A 14,484-nucleotide genomic window follows, 5' to 3' on the forward strand; every position below is an offset into this window, starting at 1 on the left:
TCAGTAGGTCAACAACAGGCTTGAGCAGTCAATGATGAACACGATTTAGAAGTCGCCGCAGGCGGAGGTAATTCAGATTGGCAAAGATTATTTCGACACATTCCTTCCGCGGAGGCACTGGCAAATCGAACACCACAGCGAACCTGGCCACGTTGATTGCCAAAGCAGGGTATCGGGTGGGTGTGATTGATACGGATATTCAATCGCCGGGAATTCACGTCGTCTTTCAGTTCGACCAGAAGAAGGCCAAATACGCTCTGAATGACTATCTCTGGGGACGCTGTAGTATTCATGATGCTGCCTACGATATCACCGAGCAATGTATTGGAAATGTCGTTCCCGGCGCGCTTCGGCCAAGGCTTTATATCATTCCGTCGAGCCTCAACAGTGGTGAGATTGCCCGCATCTTGAGAGAAGGTTACGACGTCGCCAAATTAAATGACGGATTACAGGAACTGATTTCAACTCTTGATCTGGACTACCTGCTCATTGATACCCACCCGGGTGTGAATGAAGAGACCTTATTGTCGATTGCTATCTCGGATGTGCTGGTACTTATCCTTCGGCCTGATAATCAGGATTTTCAAGGAACAGCAGTGACTGTTGAGCTCGCTCGGCGTCTGGATATCCCTGAACTGCTCGTCGTTGTGAATAAAGTTCCTGAAGGTGTCGATGAGAATCTGATTATCGAGCAGGTGGAGAATGGCTATCAGGCCGAGGTGGCTGTCATGCTGCCACTGAATAACGAAATGTCGCGTCTGGGAAGCTGTGGTCTGTTTACCAATCAGTATCCTAATCACCCATTTACTCAAGGTTTGAAAACGCTTGCTGAGCGGATCATTAAATCGCAGAAATAAATTAAACCCATCGGAATACTGTGATCGTTGTGGGGACAATTCAACAAGTGGAATCAAATTCTATCATTGTGAACTCACACTGTTGAGTCATCGTATTGATTGATATCGCAGTTCTGCTGGCTCATGTGACACAAGTGGATGAAAGAGGTTGAACTGTGTCTGGTGACTCTTCACAGGAAATCGACATGCTGCTGGGGCGGATGAAATCTGCCGCAGCACCGATTCGCGATGTTTTAAAGGATCTTCATACAAGGCTCGTGGCTAACTATGAAGGAAGAATTGCGGACTATATACCAGAGTTGGCGACAGCCAGCCCCGATTCCTTTGGAATCGCACTCTGTACGACGGATGGGCAGGTCGTCGAGTATGGCGACTACAAAACGTCATTTACAATTCAATCTGTCTCGAAACCTTTCATGTTTGGTTTGGCCATTGGAGATCACGGCCTCGATCATGTCTTATCGAAAGTGGGCGTAGAACCAACCGGCGAAGCCTTTAACTCCATTGTGCTCGATGAGGTGTCGAATCGGCCATATAATCCGATGGTTAATTCGGGTGCAATTGCTACGGCTGATCTCGTCAAAGGGAAAGATTACCCGGAGCGCGTTAAACGCATGTTGGAGATGTTCAGTCGGTATTGCGGGCGTGAAGTCTTTGTTGATAACACAGTCTTTATGTCTGAGAGAATGACAGGTCATCGAAATCGGGCGATGGCCCATCTGATGCGAAACTTTGACATGATGAGTGAGAAGTTCGAGGAGGCACTTGAACTTTACTTTCAGCAATGCTCGATTCTCGTGAATGCGCATGATCTCTCAGTGATGGGGGCCACACTGGCCAATGGCGGACTTAATCCATTAACAAAGATCAGGGCCATTGAGAGCGAAAATGTGAAATATCTGCTGAGTATCATGATGTCGTGTGGAATGTATGATTATGCAGGGGAGTGGGCCTTTCGCGTAGGGATTCCTGCCAAGAGCGGTGTGGCGGGTGGGATCGTCGCTGTGGTTCCTGGAGTGCTGGGCATCGGGCTGTATTCACCATTGCTGGATATCAAGGGGAACAGCGTGCGTGGTGTGAAAGCCTGTCAGGAGCTTTCGCAAAAGTTTTCTCTCCATGCCTTTGAGTCATCAGCGGCGGCTTCAAAAATTCTAGAACTCTTCTCATTCAAAAAGCGGTAAGAGTCTGAGTTTCTTCAGGAAGGTTATCGCCTGTTGATGAAAAAGTTGGATCAGTTGCCTAAACTTCCTGCATGACTCGACCACTTTTTGTCCATCTCGTGCCTCAGTTGTTTGATCCTGAGCAGGTTCAAGGGGGTGTCGTAGTCATTCTCGACATCTTACGTGCCTCGACGACGATCATTCATGCTTTAGAGAATGGTGCGCAGGGTGTGATCCCAGTCGCTGACGTCGAGCAGGCTCGCGTAGTGGCTTCCAGATTGACCCCCGAACAGGTTCTGCTGGGCGGAGAACGAGATGGACTGCTGATCCCTGGTTTTGACCTCGATAACAACCCCCTGGCCTATACCCGCGATGTTGTGGCTGGTAAGCAGATTGTCTTCACAACTACTAATGGCACAGCCGCGCTTGAGCGTGCGAAAGCTGCCAGACAGATATTAATCGGAGCCTTTGTGAATTTGTCCGCCGTGGTCGACAAGGTCTATGCGACCACCGGGCCGGTGCATCTTGTCTGTGCCGGAACTCGGGGGAAAGTGACTCTCGAAGATGCCTTGTGTGCCGGTGGAATTGCGTGGAAGCTTTTGGAGAAAGACCAGCAGGAGCTGTTCGACCGTACCGATGACCAGCTTCAACTTGTGCTGGATTCCTATCGCAATCGCACGAAAGATTCCGCCACTTTTCGTAGAGCGATGAGATCCAGTTTTGGTGGCCGTAATTGCGTCCGGCTGGGGTTTGATTTGCAAATCGACCGGGCAGCCACATTCGATCTGTTCAAGAGTGTGCCGAGTTTTGATGCAACAACTGGAATCATAACGATTTAGGTCTTTTGGTCAAGGTTTTGCAGAGCCCGCCGATCGTCAGGATCATGGATTTGATGTTTCGCCCAGGGGCTGTTAACTGAAAAATCTTGAATTCCTGGTTCTGAATCCAGGAGAAAGTGCCGATGAACCCTAGACGCCACTTTTTCGCATTCTACAATGTGAAAAAGACATTTGTGGGGAATATCTAAGAGGTGAACTGTGGCGGATCGACTGGATGAGTTGTACGACGACTATATTCTCGATCATTTTGAGTCTCCCTATCATTGTGGGAAACTTGAGTGCCCCAGTTGCGCCCATGCCGATAAAAACCCACTTTGTGGTGATCAAATCAAGCTGGAATTGAAGCTCGATGGATCGACCATCGAAGAGGCGTGGTTTCAGGGACGCGGCTGTGCCATCAGTCAGGCGGGTGCGTCAATTCTATGTGAGCACATCGAGGGGAAAACGCTCGAAGAGCTGCGGGACATGCAAGGTCAGGACATGCTGGACCTGCTGAAGGTTCCTCTGACTGCCAGTCGCCAGAAGTGTGGACTGCTGGCCTTCAGGGTTCTCAAAACTCTCGTTTACGCACAGGATGAACATAAAAGTGGTCTGCCGATTCATCCGGTAACGATCCATCCTCGCTAACCAATAGAGTTCGTTAAGTCTTAAATAGTCTGAACCAGACGTCGGCCTGATTTGGCCAGCGTTTCCTTTGCGATAGAAATCAGGTAATCGATTATGTCGGCCTCTCCGACTTTTAATGAGTTCCCCCTAGATGTGCAGACGACAAACGACCTGAGTATGGAACGAATCAGACAGATCCGCCAAGATTTTCCGATTCTCAGTGAACTAGTGCATGACAATCTTCCGCTGGTCTATCTTGACTCGGCAGCCACATCTCAGAAACCAAAGGTCGTGGTTGACAAGCTTGTTGAAGCCTATGAGAAATACAACTCGAATGTTCATCGGGGCATTCACGCCCTGGGCGATCGCATGACGACCGAAATGGAGTCGGCACGCGAAAAGATTGCTCGATTCATCGGTGCTTCAACAGCCGAGCAGGTGATTTTTACCTCCGGGACGACGATGTCTGTCAACCTGGTTGCGCACGGATGGGCAGCGAAGCATCTACGGCCCGGTGATGAGATTCTGCTCAATGAGATGGAGCACCACGCGAACTTTGTTCCCTGGCAAATGGCAGCACAAGCTTCTGGAGCCACTCTGAGGTTTCTCCCTCTCACAGCAGATTGGCAGCTCGATTTGTCTCGGCTGGATGAGTATATCAACAGCCGAACACGGCTTGTCGCCGTGGCGGGGATGTCGAATGTCACTGGCACAATCCATCCAGTTACTCAATTGGCTGATGCCGCTCACGCCGTTGGCGCACGTATCTTTGTCGATGCCGCTCAAAGTGCTGCCCATGGCCTGACCAATGTGCAAGCTGGAAACATCGATTTTCTAGCGTTCTCAGGCCACAAACTTCTCGGGCCCACAGGTCTTGGCATTCTGTACGGGAAGTCTGAGGCCCTTGAAGAGATTCAACCGGTCTTTGGTGGCGGGCACATGATCCGTGAGGTCACAAAGTGGGGTTCAACATGGGCCGATCTTCCGGCACGTCTCGAAGCGGGGACCGCGGCCTTTGTCGAATGTGCAGGGATGGGCGCAGCAATTGACTATCTGGAATCCATCGGTATGGAGTCGATTGCCAGATACGAGCATTCGCTACTTGAGCTAGCGCATGCAAGAATAAGTAATATTAAAGGTATTACGATTTTCGGGCCGCAGTTGTCTAGTAAGGGCGCCATTATCAGCATGTCGCATGATTATATTCATGCCCATGATCTGGCCGACCGTTTGGATAAGCAAGGTGTAGCAATTAGGGCAAATCATCATTGCACGATGCCTTTGCATGAACTCTTTGGTGTGGCTGCGACAGCACGGGCCAGTTTCGCTTTCTATAACACGCCAGATGAAGTGGAAAAACTCGCTTCTGCCATCGAAAAGGCGATTGAATTCTTCCAACGACGACCTCACCGTCGTGCCAATCGATCCCTTTGATCATGGCGCATTCTTCAGCCCCTGAACTCATACCGTGAAGAGAAATTGTCCAGCAGATTGGTCAATTTCCTCGAATCGCCCAGGGAGTTCGATTGGACAGACCGATTGTCGCCGTTACGATTTGAAACGGTTGACGGCGTAACGGGTTGAGCAATCTTCCTGCGGAAGATCAGGTCATCACCGTGAATGATGAGTTCCAGATAATGATGGGCCAGCAGACGACGCCACGCATTAAGAGAGGAAGCTATGCAGACACCTCCTTCAGTTCCACTGGTTGGCGTGATCATGGGGAGCCGCTCCGATTGGGAAACCATGCGGGTGGCGACAGAAGTGCTCATGAGTTTTGGTGTACTGTTCGAATCGAAGATTGTCTCTGCCCATCGTACTCCGGAGTGGATGTGCGAATATGCCAGGTCAGCCGAGGAACGTGGCATCAAGGTCATCATTGCCGGAGCTGGAGGTGCAGCCCATTTACCCGGGATGGTGGCCAGCCAAACCATATTGCCAGTGCTGGGAGTTCCTGTTCAGAGCAAGTCGCTGCAGGGGCTCGACTCACTGCTTTCCATCGTGCAGATGCCGGGTGGCATCCCTGTTGGAACATTGGCGATTGGCGAAGCGGGCGCACGCAATGCCGCCTTATTGGCAATCCGCATACTGGCCATTTACGATTCTTCGCTGGCAGAACGCCTGCATCAATTCCATCACGAACAGCGGACGAAAGTCCTCTCTGAGACGCTTCCATGAGTGCATCGCCGACGACGACAATCATTCAGCCGGGCTCTATCCTGGGAGTCCTCGGCAGCGGGCAACTCGGACGAATGTTTGCCATCGCTGCTCGTCGGCTGGGTTATCGAGTGCATGTCTACTCTCCCGATGATGACACGCCGACTGGCCAGGTGGCTGATCTGGAAATTCAAGGAGCTTACGAAGATCTCGACGCGGTCGCTGCGTTCGCGCGTGGTGTTTCGGTGGTCACGTTTGAGTTTGAAAATGTTCCATCGGCTACGACGGCTGCCATTGACCAGATCTGTCCAGTCAGACCCGGTGGCCATGTCCTGCACACCACCCAGCATCGCCTGAGGGAGAAATCGTTCTTTGCCTCACGCGGGTTGCCAGTCACGCCTTTTCGAGCAGTTCGTTCTTTAGTGGATCTGGAACAAGCGGCTGTTGAACTGGGGCTACCAGCGGTTCTGAAGACTGCATCATGGGGTTACGATGGTAAAGGGCAGGTGATTCTGCGACAGCAATCCGATTTGCCCAAAGCCTGGGAATCGCTGAAGACTGACGAAGGGATTCTCGAAGCGTTTATCGATTACCAATGTGAAGCCTCTGTCATCGTCGCCCGAGGACTCAATGGTGAAATGGCCATTTATGGCCCGCTACGAAACGAGCACCATCATCACATCCTGGATATCACCACTTTCCCTTCGGCTCTCTCGGAAAAGATCGAAAAGGCCGCGATTGAGGTGGCCGTGCAGGCGACTCTGGCTCTGGATGTCGTTGGAATTCTTTGTATTGAATTTTTCATCACCAAGACGGGTGATGTGTTAATTAATGAGGTGGCACCCAGGCCGCATAACTCGGGTCATTTAACCATCGACGGGCATGTGACGTGCCAGTTTGAACAACAGGTGCGGGCCATTTGTGGTCTCCCTCTGGGGTCGAGTGCATCGCACGGCCCGTGTGCCATGGCGAATCTGCTGGGTGATGTCTGGGTCGAGGCCAAGGGAACCCCTCGCTGGGAAAAAGCTCTGGCTAACCACACCATCAAGCTGCATCTTTACGGCAAAGAAGCAGCTCGAATGGGCCGCAAAATGGGCCATCTCACGACTGTAGGTACTTCCGTTGCCGAAGCTCGGCAAGCTGTCATCACAGCCCGGCAGAATCTGATGACAAAAGATTGATCAATCCTTGTTCATCGAACCGGCATCAACTGGGCTTCACCTGAAGTCCCGTGACTTTAGTGGAAGTGAGGAAAGTCGAGTCGAAAGATCCTCGATCCGGCGGACGATGACGTGAATCACGGTCTCCTTGCATTCGACGTGTCCGTGGACAATCCAGGCTTGAGAATGGCGGGTGATCTTTCGAAAGCGTTCCCATGTCTGAATGTGAACAACGAGATTGGCCGTGCCGGTCTCATCCTCAATTGTCACGAAGGTGATTCCCTTGGCAGTGCTGGGACGCTGCCGCATCAGTACGATCCCAGCGACTTTTACGAGCGTGTCATCAGGAACTTGAGCGAGACGTTCTGCCGGAATGATTCCCAGCGTTTCAAGCCGTTCTCGGTGGAACGCCAGAGGATGAGACCGCAAAGAGAGCCCCGTCATCCGGTAGTCGGCATGAACTTCTTCTTCGGGGGCCATCGTCGGTAAGGTCGCCTCTGGTTCCTCCTCCGGTTCGAGATCGTCGAAGAGCGTTCTTTGCCGAGGCTTTTTCGAGACCGACAACGCATTCCAGACCGCTACCCGGCGAGTCTGATTCAGGCTGGCCAGAGCGTCCGCTTCCGCCAGTCGTTCAACCTGGGCTTGAGGGAGTGATGTGCGACGAACGAAATCATGCATCGACGTGAAGGAGCCATCACGTCGGCTTTCCACGACGGTCAAAGCGGCAGATTCCTGTAATCCTTTGATGAGACAAAAACCAAGACGAAGACTCTCTTGTTCGAGCGTGCAATCCCACTCGCTACGGTTCACGTCCACAGGCCGAACCTCGATCTGATGTTTGCGAACATCCTGCACCAGTTGAGATGGAGCGTAGAACCCCATGGGTTGACTGTTGATGACCGCCGCCGTGAATTGAGCGGGGAAGTGGTACTTGAGCCATGCCGAGACGTAGACCAGTAAGGCGAAGCTGGCTGCATGGCTTTCTGGAAAGCCGTACTCCCCGAAACCACGTATCTGCTGAAAGACCCGTTCGGCGAACTCCCCTTCCAGTCCATGCTGCTTCATGCCATCGAGCAGCTTTTGACGGAACTGGTCGATGACGCCGGGGCGTCTCCATGCTCCCATTGCTCGACGCAATTGATCGGCTTCCCCCGGAGTAAATCCCGCCGCCACAATCGCCAGTTGCATACACTGCTCCTGGAAGAGCGGGACGCCAAGCGTCTTCTTCAGCACTCGCCGGATAGCTTCATTGGGATACGTTTCCTCTTCTTCACCGAAACGTCGTCGCAGGTACGGGTGAACCATGTCACCTTGAATGGGACCCGGACGCACGATAGCGACCTCGATCACGAGATCGTAGTAACAGCGCGGCTTGAGCCTGGGGAGCATTGACATCTGGGCCCGGCTCTCAATCTGAAACACTCCCATCGTGTCGGCACGGCAGATCATGTCATAGACACGTTCATCTCCTTCGGGAATACTCGCCAGCGTGAGGGTCTTGCCGGTCGTCGATTCGACCAGAGCGAAGCACTTGCGAATAGCGGTCAACATCCCTAGTGCCAGACAATCGACTTTGAGGATGCCAAGATCGTCAAGATCGTCCTTATTCCATTGCACGACCGTGCGTCCATCCATCGCCGCATTCTCGATGGGAACAAGTTCATGCAACGGACCTCGCGTGATGACCATCCCACCGACGTGCTGTGAGAGATGCCGTGGAAATCCGAGAAGCTCTCCGACAAGATGCACGAACTGCCGACCGGTGATTGACCGGATGTCGAGTCCCGCTTCCTGACATCGCAGACGGAAATCGTCAGAAGCCCGGTAGTGGTCTGCGTTCTTGGCCAGTCGATCCACCAGATCGAGCGAGAACCCTAAGGCCTTGCCCACATCCCGAATCGCCGAACGGGGGCGGTAAGTGATTGTGACGGCGGCGATCCCCGCTCGTTCCCTTCCGTACTTATTGTAGAGGTACTGCAAGACCTCTTCCCGGCGTTCGTGCTCGAAATCGACATCGATGTCGGGAGCTTCGTCCCGTTCCCGGCTGATGAACCGCTCGAAGAGCACATCGATCCGTTCAGGATCAACGGCAGTAATTCCCAGGCAATAACAAACCGCCGAGTTCGCTGCCGATCCGCGTCCCTGGCAGAGAATGTCACGGGATCGGGCAAAACGCACGATATCCCAAACCGTAAGGAAGTACGGCTCATAGCGGAGTTCTTCAATCAGGTTCAGTTCGTGTTCCAAAAGATGTCGGATCTTCTCCGGCAACCCGTGCGGATATCTCTGTTCGGCTCCCTGCCACGTCAGATGTTGCAGGTATTGAATCGGTGAGAAGCCGGGTGGAGCGAGTTCTTCAGGGTACTCGTAGCGGAGTTCATCGAGCGAGAACGTACACTGTTCGGCAATCATCAACGTCCGTTCCAACGCCCCTGGTATGTCGCCATAGATCGCCTTGAGTGAATCCAGTGGACGCAGATGACGCTGGGCGTTGGTCTGAAGGGCTTCTCCGACTTGGGCAACCGTCGTGCCAAGCCGGATCGCTGTCAGAACATCATGCAGCGGTTTGCGGTCAGGGACGTGAAACAGCACGTTTCCCGCTGCCACAAGCGGGAGGTTCGTTTGTCGAGACAGGTCTTGCAGCCAGCCACGTCGGTAGTGGTCGTGCGGACCTCGATGCAGTTCGGCCAGTAGAAATGCTTCACCGAAGATGTCTCGATAAAGGTAAGCGTCGTTGATGGAAAACTCTTCACAGTGCAAAGGCGGAACCACTCCTGCCAATAGCCCGGCAGCGTGCTGAGCGATGTCGTCTAAAGTGAGGTGACACTCTCCCTTCGGTGCCCGTCGTCGACCGGTCGTGATGAGCCGACACAGGTTGGCGTAACCTCGACGATCCTTGACCCACACCACGATCGGCGAGGCATCGACAGGGCGGATTTCGGACCCGACGATCAGCTTGAGTGGTGGATGATCCTTGGTGGCGGTGTTGGCTCGTACCACGCCCGCGAGCGAGTTGATGTCAGTGACTGCCAGTGCGGAATAGCCCAGTTCGGCAGCACGGGCAACCATCTCGTCGGGATGAGACGCTGCTTCCAGAAACGAGAAGTTGGTCAGGCAATGCAGTTCGGCGTAAGACATGGTTAAAAGAACTCCCCATGCCAGAACCAGCAATGATCCTGAAGGCGTCGGAAGACCCACAGCCATTGGCCTGAAGCTGTTTCGACACGGTAGTAGTCCCGGCAGACGTATTCACCATCCCACCAGCCGGATTCGATTCGCTCCGGTTCCGTCGAATAGGAAATGTCGAACCGTATTCCCTGCCAGAACAGCACAGCGGGAGGCCCGTCTGGCAACATAGCGATGACCTCAACAGGTCTTGGCTCAGGAAATAAGGCCGTGGGACGATCAACCCCATGAAATCGTGCGGGGAACGTGGTGGACTCCGCAGAGTTTACATCGGATACCTGATGCATTTGCACCGCTCGTTCGGGAACAGGATCGGGAAGCAAGCAGGGGACGAGGACAGCTTCTGCCCCCAGACGGCTGCTGAGACGATTTACCAGCATCGAGAATTGCCGTGCATGACCTCGTGTGCCTCCATCGAACAACTCCTGTTGGGCAGCTTCGAGAGGGGATACGTCCAGCGCTTCCATGATCAGAGTGATAACCGGAGATGGAAGCCGCAGTTTTTCCTGTTGGAACCGCAGCAGATCGGTGATGTGCTGCTGATCGCTGGTTGCTTCGCAGAGACGAAGGCTCAACGATTGTGAGGTACGGTCTTCCATGATCAACCGGCATTCCAGATGGCGAGTGCCGAGGCATTTCGGGGTGAGCAAGTCCAGCAGTTGTCGCAGCAGCAGAGACCAGAGATGTTCAATGGCTTCCGGGTGAGAAATGCCCTCTTCGAGATTTCGCTCGACCCGATACGTTGGCAGCGGATGGCAAGGGGTGATCGACTCCGGGCGTCGTCCTTTGAGTTGATCAAGGCGAGTGACAATTTCTGCTCCGAAGCGGCGTGTCAGCGAAGCACGATCCAAATCCAGCACCTGACGAATGGTCTGGATGCCCAGCCGCTGCAGTTTGGCCAGCGTGGAGTCGTCTAACCGCAGCCCCATCACAGGCAGCGGTTCCAGCCGGTGGAGTTCTCCTGCAGGGATAACGACTGGCTGATGCGAACCTGCCAGAAAATGAGCTGCTGCCCAAGCTGAGCCGATGGTCTCGCTGATGGCGATCCGACTGTGATAACGCTTGTTTGAGAGTGCTCGGTCTAATTCCTCGGCGAGTGCCTGCTCACCGGAAAAGAATTGGGCGACCCCGGTCACATCCATCAGAATGCTTTCGGGGCGGTCGGTATCTTCCAGTCCAATACGAAAGCTGAACCGCTCACAACGCAGAGCGAGTTCAATTAATGCTTGTCGATCCTGTGGAGACTGGACCGCTTCCATAATGATGCGGTCGCGAGGTTGGAAAAACGTCCGGGCTTCCGAGACCGGCATTCCTACCCGCACGCCACGTTTCTGTGCCAGTCGGTTGCCATAGCGAACGAACTCTCCCCGTTGCATCCGCTCGGTCAGCAGGAGGAGACATCGGTCAAGTTCCGGTCGAGCGACGATAAGTCGCTGGAGCGTCCATTCGGGGAACCAGAGGCAGAGGATTCGCTGAGTGCCTGTTCTCATAAAGCGTTCCCTTCCAGCTGTCGATCATGATGTCCGCCATGGAGTGATGGGGTTTCCCGTGATGGGAAATAACTTCCACTTGAAAGCCGGGTGAGCCACGCAGAGAAGGGCGTGGATAAACCTTGAACCGGACTTCTGCCCATGAAGGTTGATGCACGGCTTTCGCGGATCTCACGAGAAAGCCGATCCCTGCTGAATCTTCCGCTGCCAATTGAAGACGTCGAAAGCTGGTGCTGGTGATTTGCTCGATATTCGCCCAGACGACCCCGACCGCTTCGCAGCGTAATGCCTCTTCACACGCCCAGAGAGCCTCCCGCTTGGAAGCTGGTCGAATCAGGATCAGCCGGGAGAGATCAAAGCCCAGCAGCGAAAGCGACAGTGGAAACAAGTCGTGGCGAGTGTCGATCAGCACCAGCGGACGTCCTGCAGGGCAGACCCTCCAACCAGTTATCAGGGAAACTGTGCCAGCACCGCTGGAATTACCATCTCCCAGCCACTCGACAAGGCTCCCCTGACGCACTCCCTGGCCGGGAAACAGGGTGTCCAAGGCACCACAACCTGTTTTGAGATAATGTGTTGAGTATAATGAAGCTCCTCGTTCCCAAGCCCGAATCCGGCTTTGGAGTTCGACAATTGTCTGCTTCTGGGTATCGTAAAGATTCAGTTTCCCCATGTTCCGCTCCTTGCTTGAAAACTATACATGTGTATATTTTTTGTCAAGCTGCAGGTCGGTCGGCGGACGACCGTAGCGTAAGGATGTTCGGTCAAGAAATCGGAATGACGTAAACCAATGTGCGGTCGGTACACCCTCAGAACTCATCTCAACCAACTGCTCCAGCTCTATGCTGCCCAGTCGCAGGTCGAGTGGGAGCCACGCTACAACATCGCTCCCACACAGCAGGTCGCTGCTGTCCGTTCCATCCCTGATTCGACTTCACGGGAACTGGTGCTGTTGCGATGGGGACTGGTACCGGCCTGGGCGGACGACCTCAAAATCGGCAACCACATGATCAATGCCCGTGCGGAGACTCTCGCCGAAAAACCGTCGTTCAAGACCGCACTGAGACGCCGCCGCTGTCTCGTCCTGGCGGACGGCTTCTACGAATGGAGGCAGGAAGGCAAAATAAAACAGCCCCTCTTCATTCGCATGAAGGACGCAAAACCGTTTGCATTCGCCGGTCTTTGGGAACGCTGGACGAAATCCGGCACGCCCATCGAGACCTGCACGATCATTACGACGAACGCTAACACCCTCATGTCGGAATTGCACGACCGCATGCCGGTCATCCTTTCCCAGGCTGCTGCTGATATCTGGCTGGATCAGGACATCGAACAACCGGAGCCGCTGCTGTCGTTGCTCGGCCCCTATCCCGACGATGAGATGGAGGCTTATCCCGTCAGCACGCTGGTCAATTCACCGAAGAATGAATCCAGCGAATGCATCGTCCCAATCGCATCGGAGTAACCGCCATCTCGACCAGAACGCTCGCCATAGTGATCACTCACCTCGGTTATTGCGGCGTTCACCAGCAAGCTGAACTGCTTGTTCCAGATGACCCTTGACCAGGAAAGCGAGTGGGACGGCTTTCGAGCGACGAAGACGGCAATACGATGCACTCTCCACGCACTGCAAACCCCGATAACAAACCTCAAATGGGTCAGACAATGGGCTGTTGACGAACTTGCAACTCGTGTGACGGAAGGAGTTTGTGTTGCTTCTCTTATCGATCGATCTCGCCCATCACGATATCGAGAGAGCCGGCGATTGAGGGGATGTCTGCCAGGAGGACTCCCTGGCAGAGTTCGCTGATCACCGAGAGATTACAGAACGAGGAGCTTTTTGCTCGAGTCCGGAGAGGTTCGGCAGCTCCATTGCCGATGACGTAGAAACCCATCTGGCCGCGAGGGCATTCTGTTTCCAGATAAACTTCTGCAGCAGGAAGTTTGGTTGTCAGCCGATAGGGGACTTTGTGTCCGGCGGGATCCTGAGAAACTCCGCCAATCGTCCAAAGATCGGCTGCTTGCCTCAAGATGCGCATCGATTGTGTGACTTCCAGCATGCGGACATAAAAACGACACCAGTTATCCCCCACAATGACTTCGCGCGGAGCATTGCGAAAAGGGGCCGTGGGGATATCGAACTCAAACTTTTCGTAGAGGGACGTATAGATTTTATCTCCATGACGACGAAGATCGAACTCCACTCCACTCCCGCGAAGCACGGGCCCTGAGCAGCCGTAAGAGATGGCTTTTTCGCGAGTCAACACTCCCAGGCCGGCTGTCCTTTGGACGAAGATATGATTTTCTGTCAGAAGTGTATGGTAGTCATCGATTCTGGGGCCCAGCCAATCGAGGAAGAGAATCACGGCGTCGACCCACGAGATCGTGGCACCCGCTGGCCTGCCGGTGAGCATCGCCAGACCAGGTGGAATCGGGATGGCTTCGGGGAGATCGTGAGTGACTCCACCCGGAGTGACGTAGCTGTAAGTCAGTCGAGCGCCGCAAACCTCTTCGAGCAGATCAAGAATAATTTCGCGCTCGCGAAACCCATAAAGAAAGGGGGTAAATGAACCCAGGTCGAGCCCGTAGGCACCCATCCCGAGAAGATGGCTGGCAATGCGGTTGAGTTCAGCGACAAAGACCCGGATTAACTGAGCTTTTGGAGGAGCCACCTGCGACATGAGTTTCTCCACTGTCAGGGAGAAACCCAGGTTCATGTTCATGGCCGCGAGATAATCCATGCGGTCTGTGTAAGGAACCCACTGGGGAGGTGCGAGATGCTCACCGATTTTTTCGGCACAGCGATGCAGATATCCCAGGTGAGGAATGACTTCGTGAACAATTTCGCCGTCAGTTCGGAGTACAAGTCGCAAAACACCATGCGTGCTGGGGTGTTGTGGCCCCATATTGACCAGCATTTCGTCGGTGCGAACGTCAAGTTCGATAATCCTCTGGTCGGCAAATTGAGGCATGGCTTATGGTCTATTTCATGTCATGCGAATAGTCGGTGAATTGAAAAACGCGAATTG

General features: G+C 53.7%; 12 protein-coding genes. 8 read left to right on the plus strand and 4 right to left on the minus strand.

Annotation, left to right across the window (positions count from 1 at the left end):
• Nucleotides 1–77: 77 nt before the first annotated feature.
• The 7 genes from PLIM_RS06805 to PLIM_RS06835 all read left to right on the plus strand — a co-directional run bounded on the left by PLIM_RS06805 (nucleotide 78) and on the right by PLIM_RS06835 (nucleotide 6,800).
• Nucleotides 78–857, plus strand: a complete 780-nt coding sequence (locus PLIM_RS06805; RefSeq protein WP_013109583.1) for a MinD/ParA family ATP-binding protein — start codon at nucleotides 78–80, stop codon at nucleotides 855–857.
• A 185-nt stretch (nucleotides 858–1,042) separates the two neighbouring features.
• The gene (glsA, locus tag PLIM_RS06810; protein ID WP_013109584.1) at nucleotides 1,043–2,038 is read left to right on the plus strand and encodes a glutaminase A; all 996 of its coding nucleotides are present in this window, start codon (nucleotides 1,043–1,045) and stop codon (nucleotides 2,036–2,038) included.
• 71 nt (nucleotides 2,039–2,109) lie between these two features.
• Nucleotides 2,110–2,856 (plus strand): 2-phosphosulfolactate phosphatase, encoded by a 747-nt coding sequence (locus PLIM_RS06815; RefSeq protein ID WP_013109585.1) that lies wholly within the window; start codon nucleotides 2,110–2,112, stop codon nucleotides 2,854–2,856.
• Nucleotides 2,857–3,054: 198 nt separating this feature from the next.
• On the plus strand, nucleotides 3,055–3,483 hold the full coding sequence (locus PLIM_RS06820; RefSeq protein WP_013109586.1) for an iron-sulfur cluster assembly scaffold protein: 429 nt from the start codon (nucleotides 3,055–3,057) through the stop codon (nucleotides 3,481–3,483).
• Nucleotides 3,484–3,576: 93 nt separating this feature from the next.
• Nucleotides 3,577–4,896 carry an aminotransferase class V-fold PLP-dependent enzyme gene (locus tag PLIM_RS06825; protein ID WP_013109587.1) on the plus strand — a complete coding sequence of 440 codons (1,320 nt, stop codon included), beginning with the start codon at nucleotides 3,577–3,579 and terminating at the stop codon, nucleotides 4,894–4,896.
• 246 nt (nucleotides 4,897–5,142) lie between these two features.
• Nucleotides 5,143–5,640, plus strand: coding sequence for a 5-(carboxyamino)imidazole ribonucleotide mutase (gene purE / locus PLIM_RS06830; protein ID WP_013109588.1), 498 nt, complete (start codon nucleotides 5,143–5,145; stop codon nucleotides 5,638–5,640).
• Nucleotides 5,637–6,800 (plus strand): 5-(carboxyamino)imidazole ribonucleotide synthase, encoded by a 1,164-nt coding sequence (locus tag PLIM_RS06835; RefSeq protein ID WP_013109589.1) that lies wholly within the window; start codon nucleotides 5,637–5,639, stop codon nucleotides 6,798–6,800. Before purE ends, PLIM_RS06835 begins: the two co-directional genes overlap by 4 nt.
• Nucleotides 6,801–6,836: 36 nt before the next feature.
• Here PLIM_RS06835 and PLIM_RS06840 read toward each other — a convergent pair whose 3' ends face one another.
• From PLIM_RS06840 to PLIM_RS22580, 3 genes are read right to left on the minus strand one after another with little or no spacing between them, the layout of a single operon-like run.
• Nucleotides 6,837–9,917 (minus strand): error-prone DNA polymerase, encoded by a 3,081-nt coding sequence (locus PLIM_RS06840; protein WP_013109590.1) that lies wholly within the window; start codon nucleotides 9,915–9,917, stop codon nucleotides 6,837–6,839.
• A gap of 2 nt (nucleotides 9,918–9,919) precedes the next feature.
• On the minus strand, nucleotides 9,920–11,455 hold the full coding sequence (locus PLIM_RS06845; protein WP_041401317.1) for a Y-family DNA polymerase: 1,536 nt from the start codon (nucleotides 11,453–11,455) through the stop codon (nucleotides 9,920–9,922).
• On the minus strand, nucleotides 11,370–12,128 hold the full coding sequence (locus PLIM_RS22580) for an ImuA family protein (RefSeq protein WP_013109592.1): 759 nt from the start codon (nucleotides 12,126–12,128) through the stop codon (nucleotides 11,370–11,372). Before PLIM_RS22580 ends, PLIM_RS06845 begins: the two co-directional genes overlap by 86 nt.
• 117 nt (nucleotides 12,129–12,245) lie before the next feature.
• Between PLIM_RS22580 and PLIM_RS06855 the strand changes: the two genes are divergently transcribed.
• Complete coding sequence (locus PLIM_RS06855; RefSeq protein WP_013109593.1) at nucleotides 12,246–12,920, plus strand: SOS response-associated peptidase; 675 nt, start codon at nucleotides 12,246–12,248, stop codon at nucleotides 12,918–12,920.
• A gap of 256 nt (nucleotides 12,921–13,176) precedes the next feature.
• Here the strand turns inward: PLIM_RS06855 and PLIM_RS06860 are convergent, their stop codons facing one another.
• Nucleotides 13,177–14,427, minus strand: coding sequence for an NADH-quinone oxidoreductase subunit D (locus tag PLIM_RS06860; protein WP_013109594.1), 1,251 nt, complete (start codon nucleotides 14,425–14,427; stop codon nucleotides 13,177–13,179).
• Nucleotides 14,428–14,484: the final 57 nt, after the last annotated feature.

The organism is Planctopirus limnophila DSM 3776, from assembly GCF_000092105.1.
Taxonomy (GTDB): domain Bacteria; phylum Planctomycetota; class Planctomycetia; order Planctomycetales; family Planctomycetaceae; genus Planctopirus; species Planctopirus limnophila.

Excerpts from the sequence above, each read along its gene's own strand:
- PLIM_RS06825 (WP_013109587.1), top strand. The coding sequence starts at position 3,577 with ATGTCGGCCTCTCCGACTTTTAATGAGTTCCCCCTAGATGTGCAGACG.
- PLIM_RS06845 (WP_041401317.1), bottom strand. The coding sequence starts at position 11,455 with ATGAGAACAGGCACTCAGCGAATCCTCTGCCTCTGGTTCCCCGAATGG.
- PLIM_RS06835 (WP_013109589.1), top strand. The coding sequence starts at position 5,637 with ATGAGTGCATCGCCGACGACGACAATCATTCAGCCGGGCTCTATCCTG.
- PLIM_RS06860 (WP_013109594.1), bottom strand. The coding sequence starts at position 14,427 with ATGCCTCAATTTGCCGACCAGAGGATTATCGAACTTGACGTTCGCACC.
- PLIM_RS22580 (WP_013109592.1), bottom strand. The coding sequence starts at position 12,128 with ATGGGGAAACTGAATCTTTACGATACCCAGAAGCAGACAATTGTCGAA.
- PLIM_RS06815 (WP_013109585.1), top strand. The coding sequence starts at position 2,110 with ATGACTCGACCACTTTTTGTCCATCTCGTGCCTCAGTTGTTTGATCCT.
- purE (WP_013109588.1), top strand. The coding sequence starts at position 5,143 with ATGCAGACACCTCCTTCAGTTCCACTGGTTGGCGTGATCATGGGGAGC.
- PLIM_RS06855 (WP_013109593.1), top strand. The coding sequence starts at position 12,246 with ATGTGCGGTCGGTACACCCTCAGAACTCATCTCAACCAACTGCTCCAG.
- glsA (WP_013109584.1), top strand. The coding sequence starts at position 1,043 with ATGCTGCTGGGGCGGATGAAATCTGCCGCAGCACCGATTCGCGATGTT.
- PLIM_RS06840 (WP_013109590.1), bottom strand. The coding sequence starts at position 9,917 with ATGTCTTACGCCGAACTGCATTGCCTGACCAACTTCTCGTTTCTGGAA.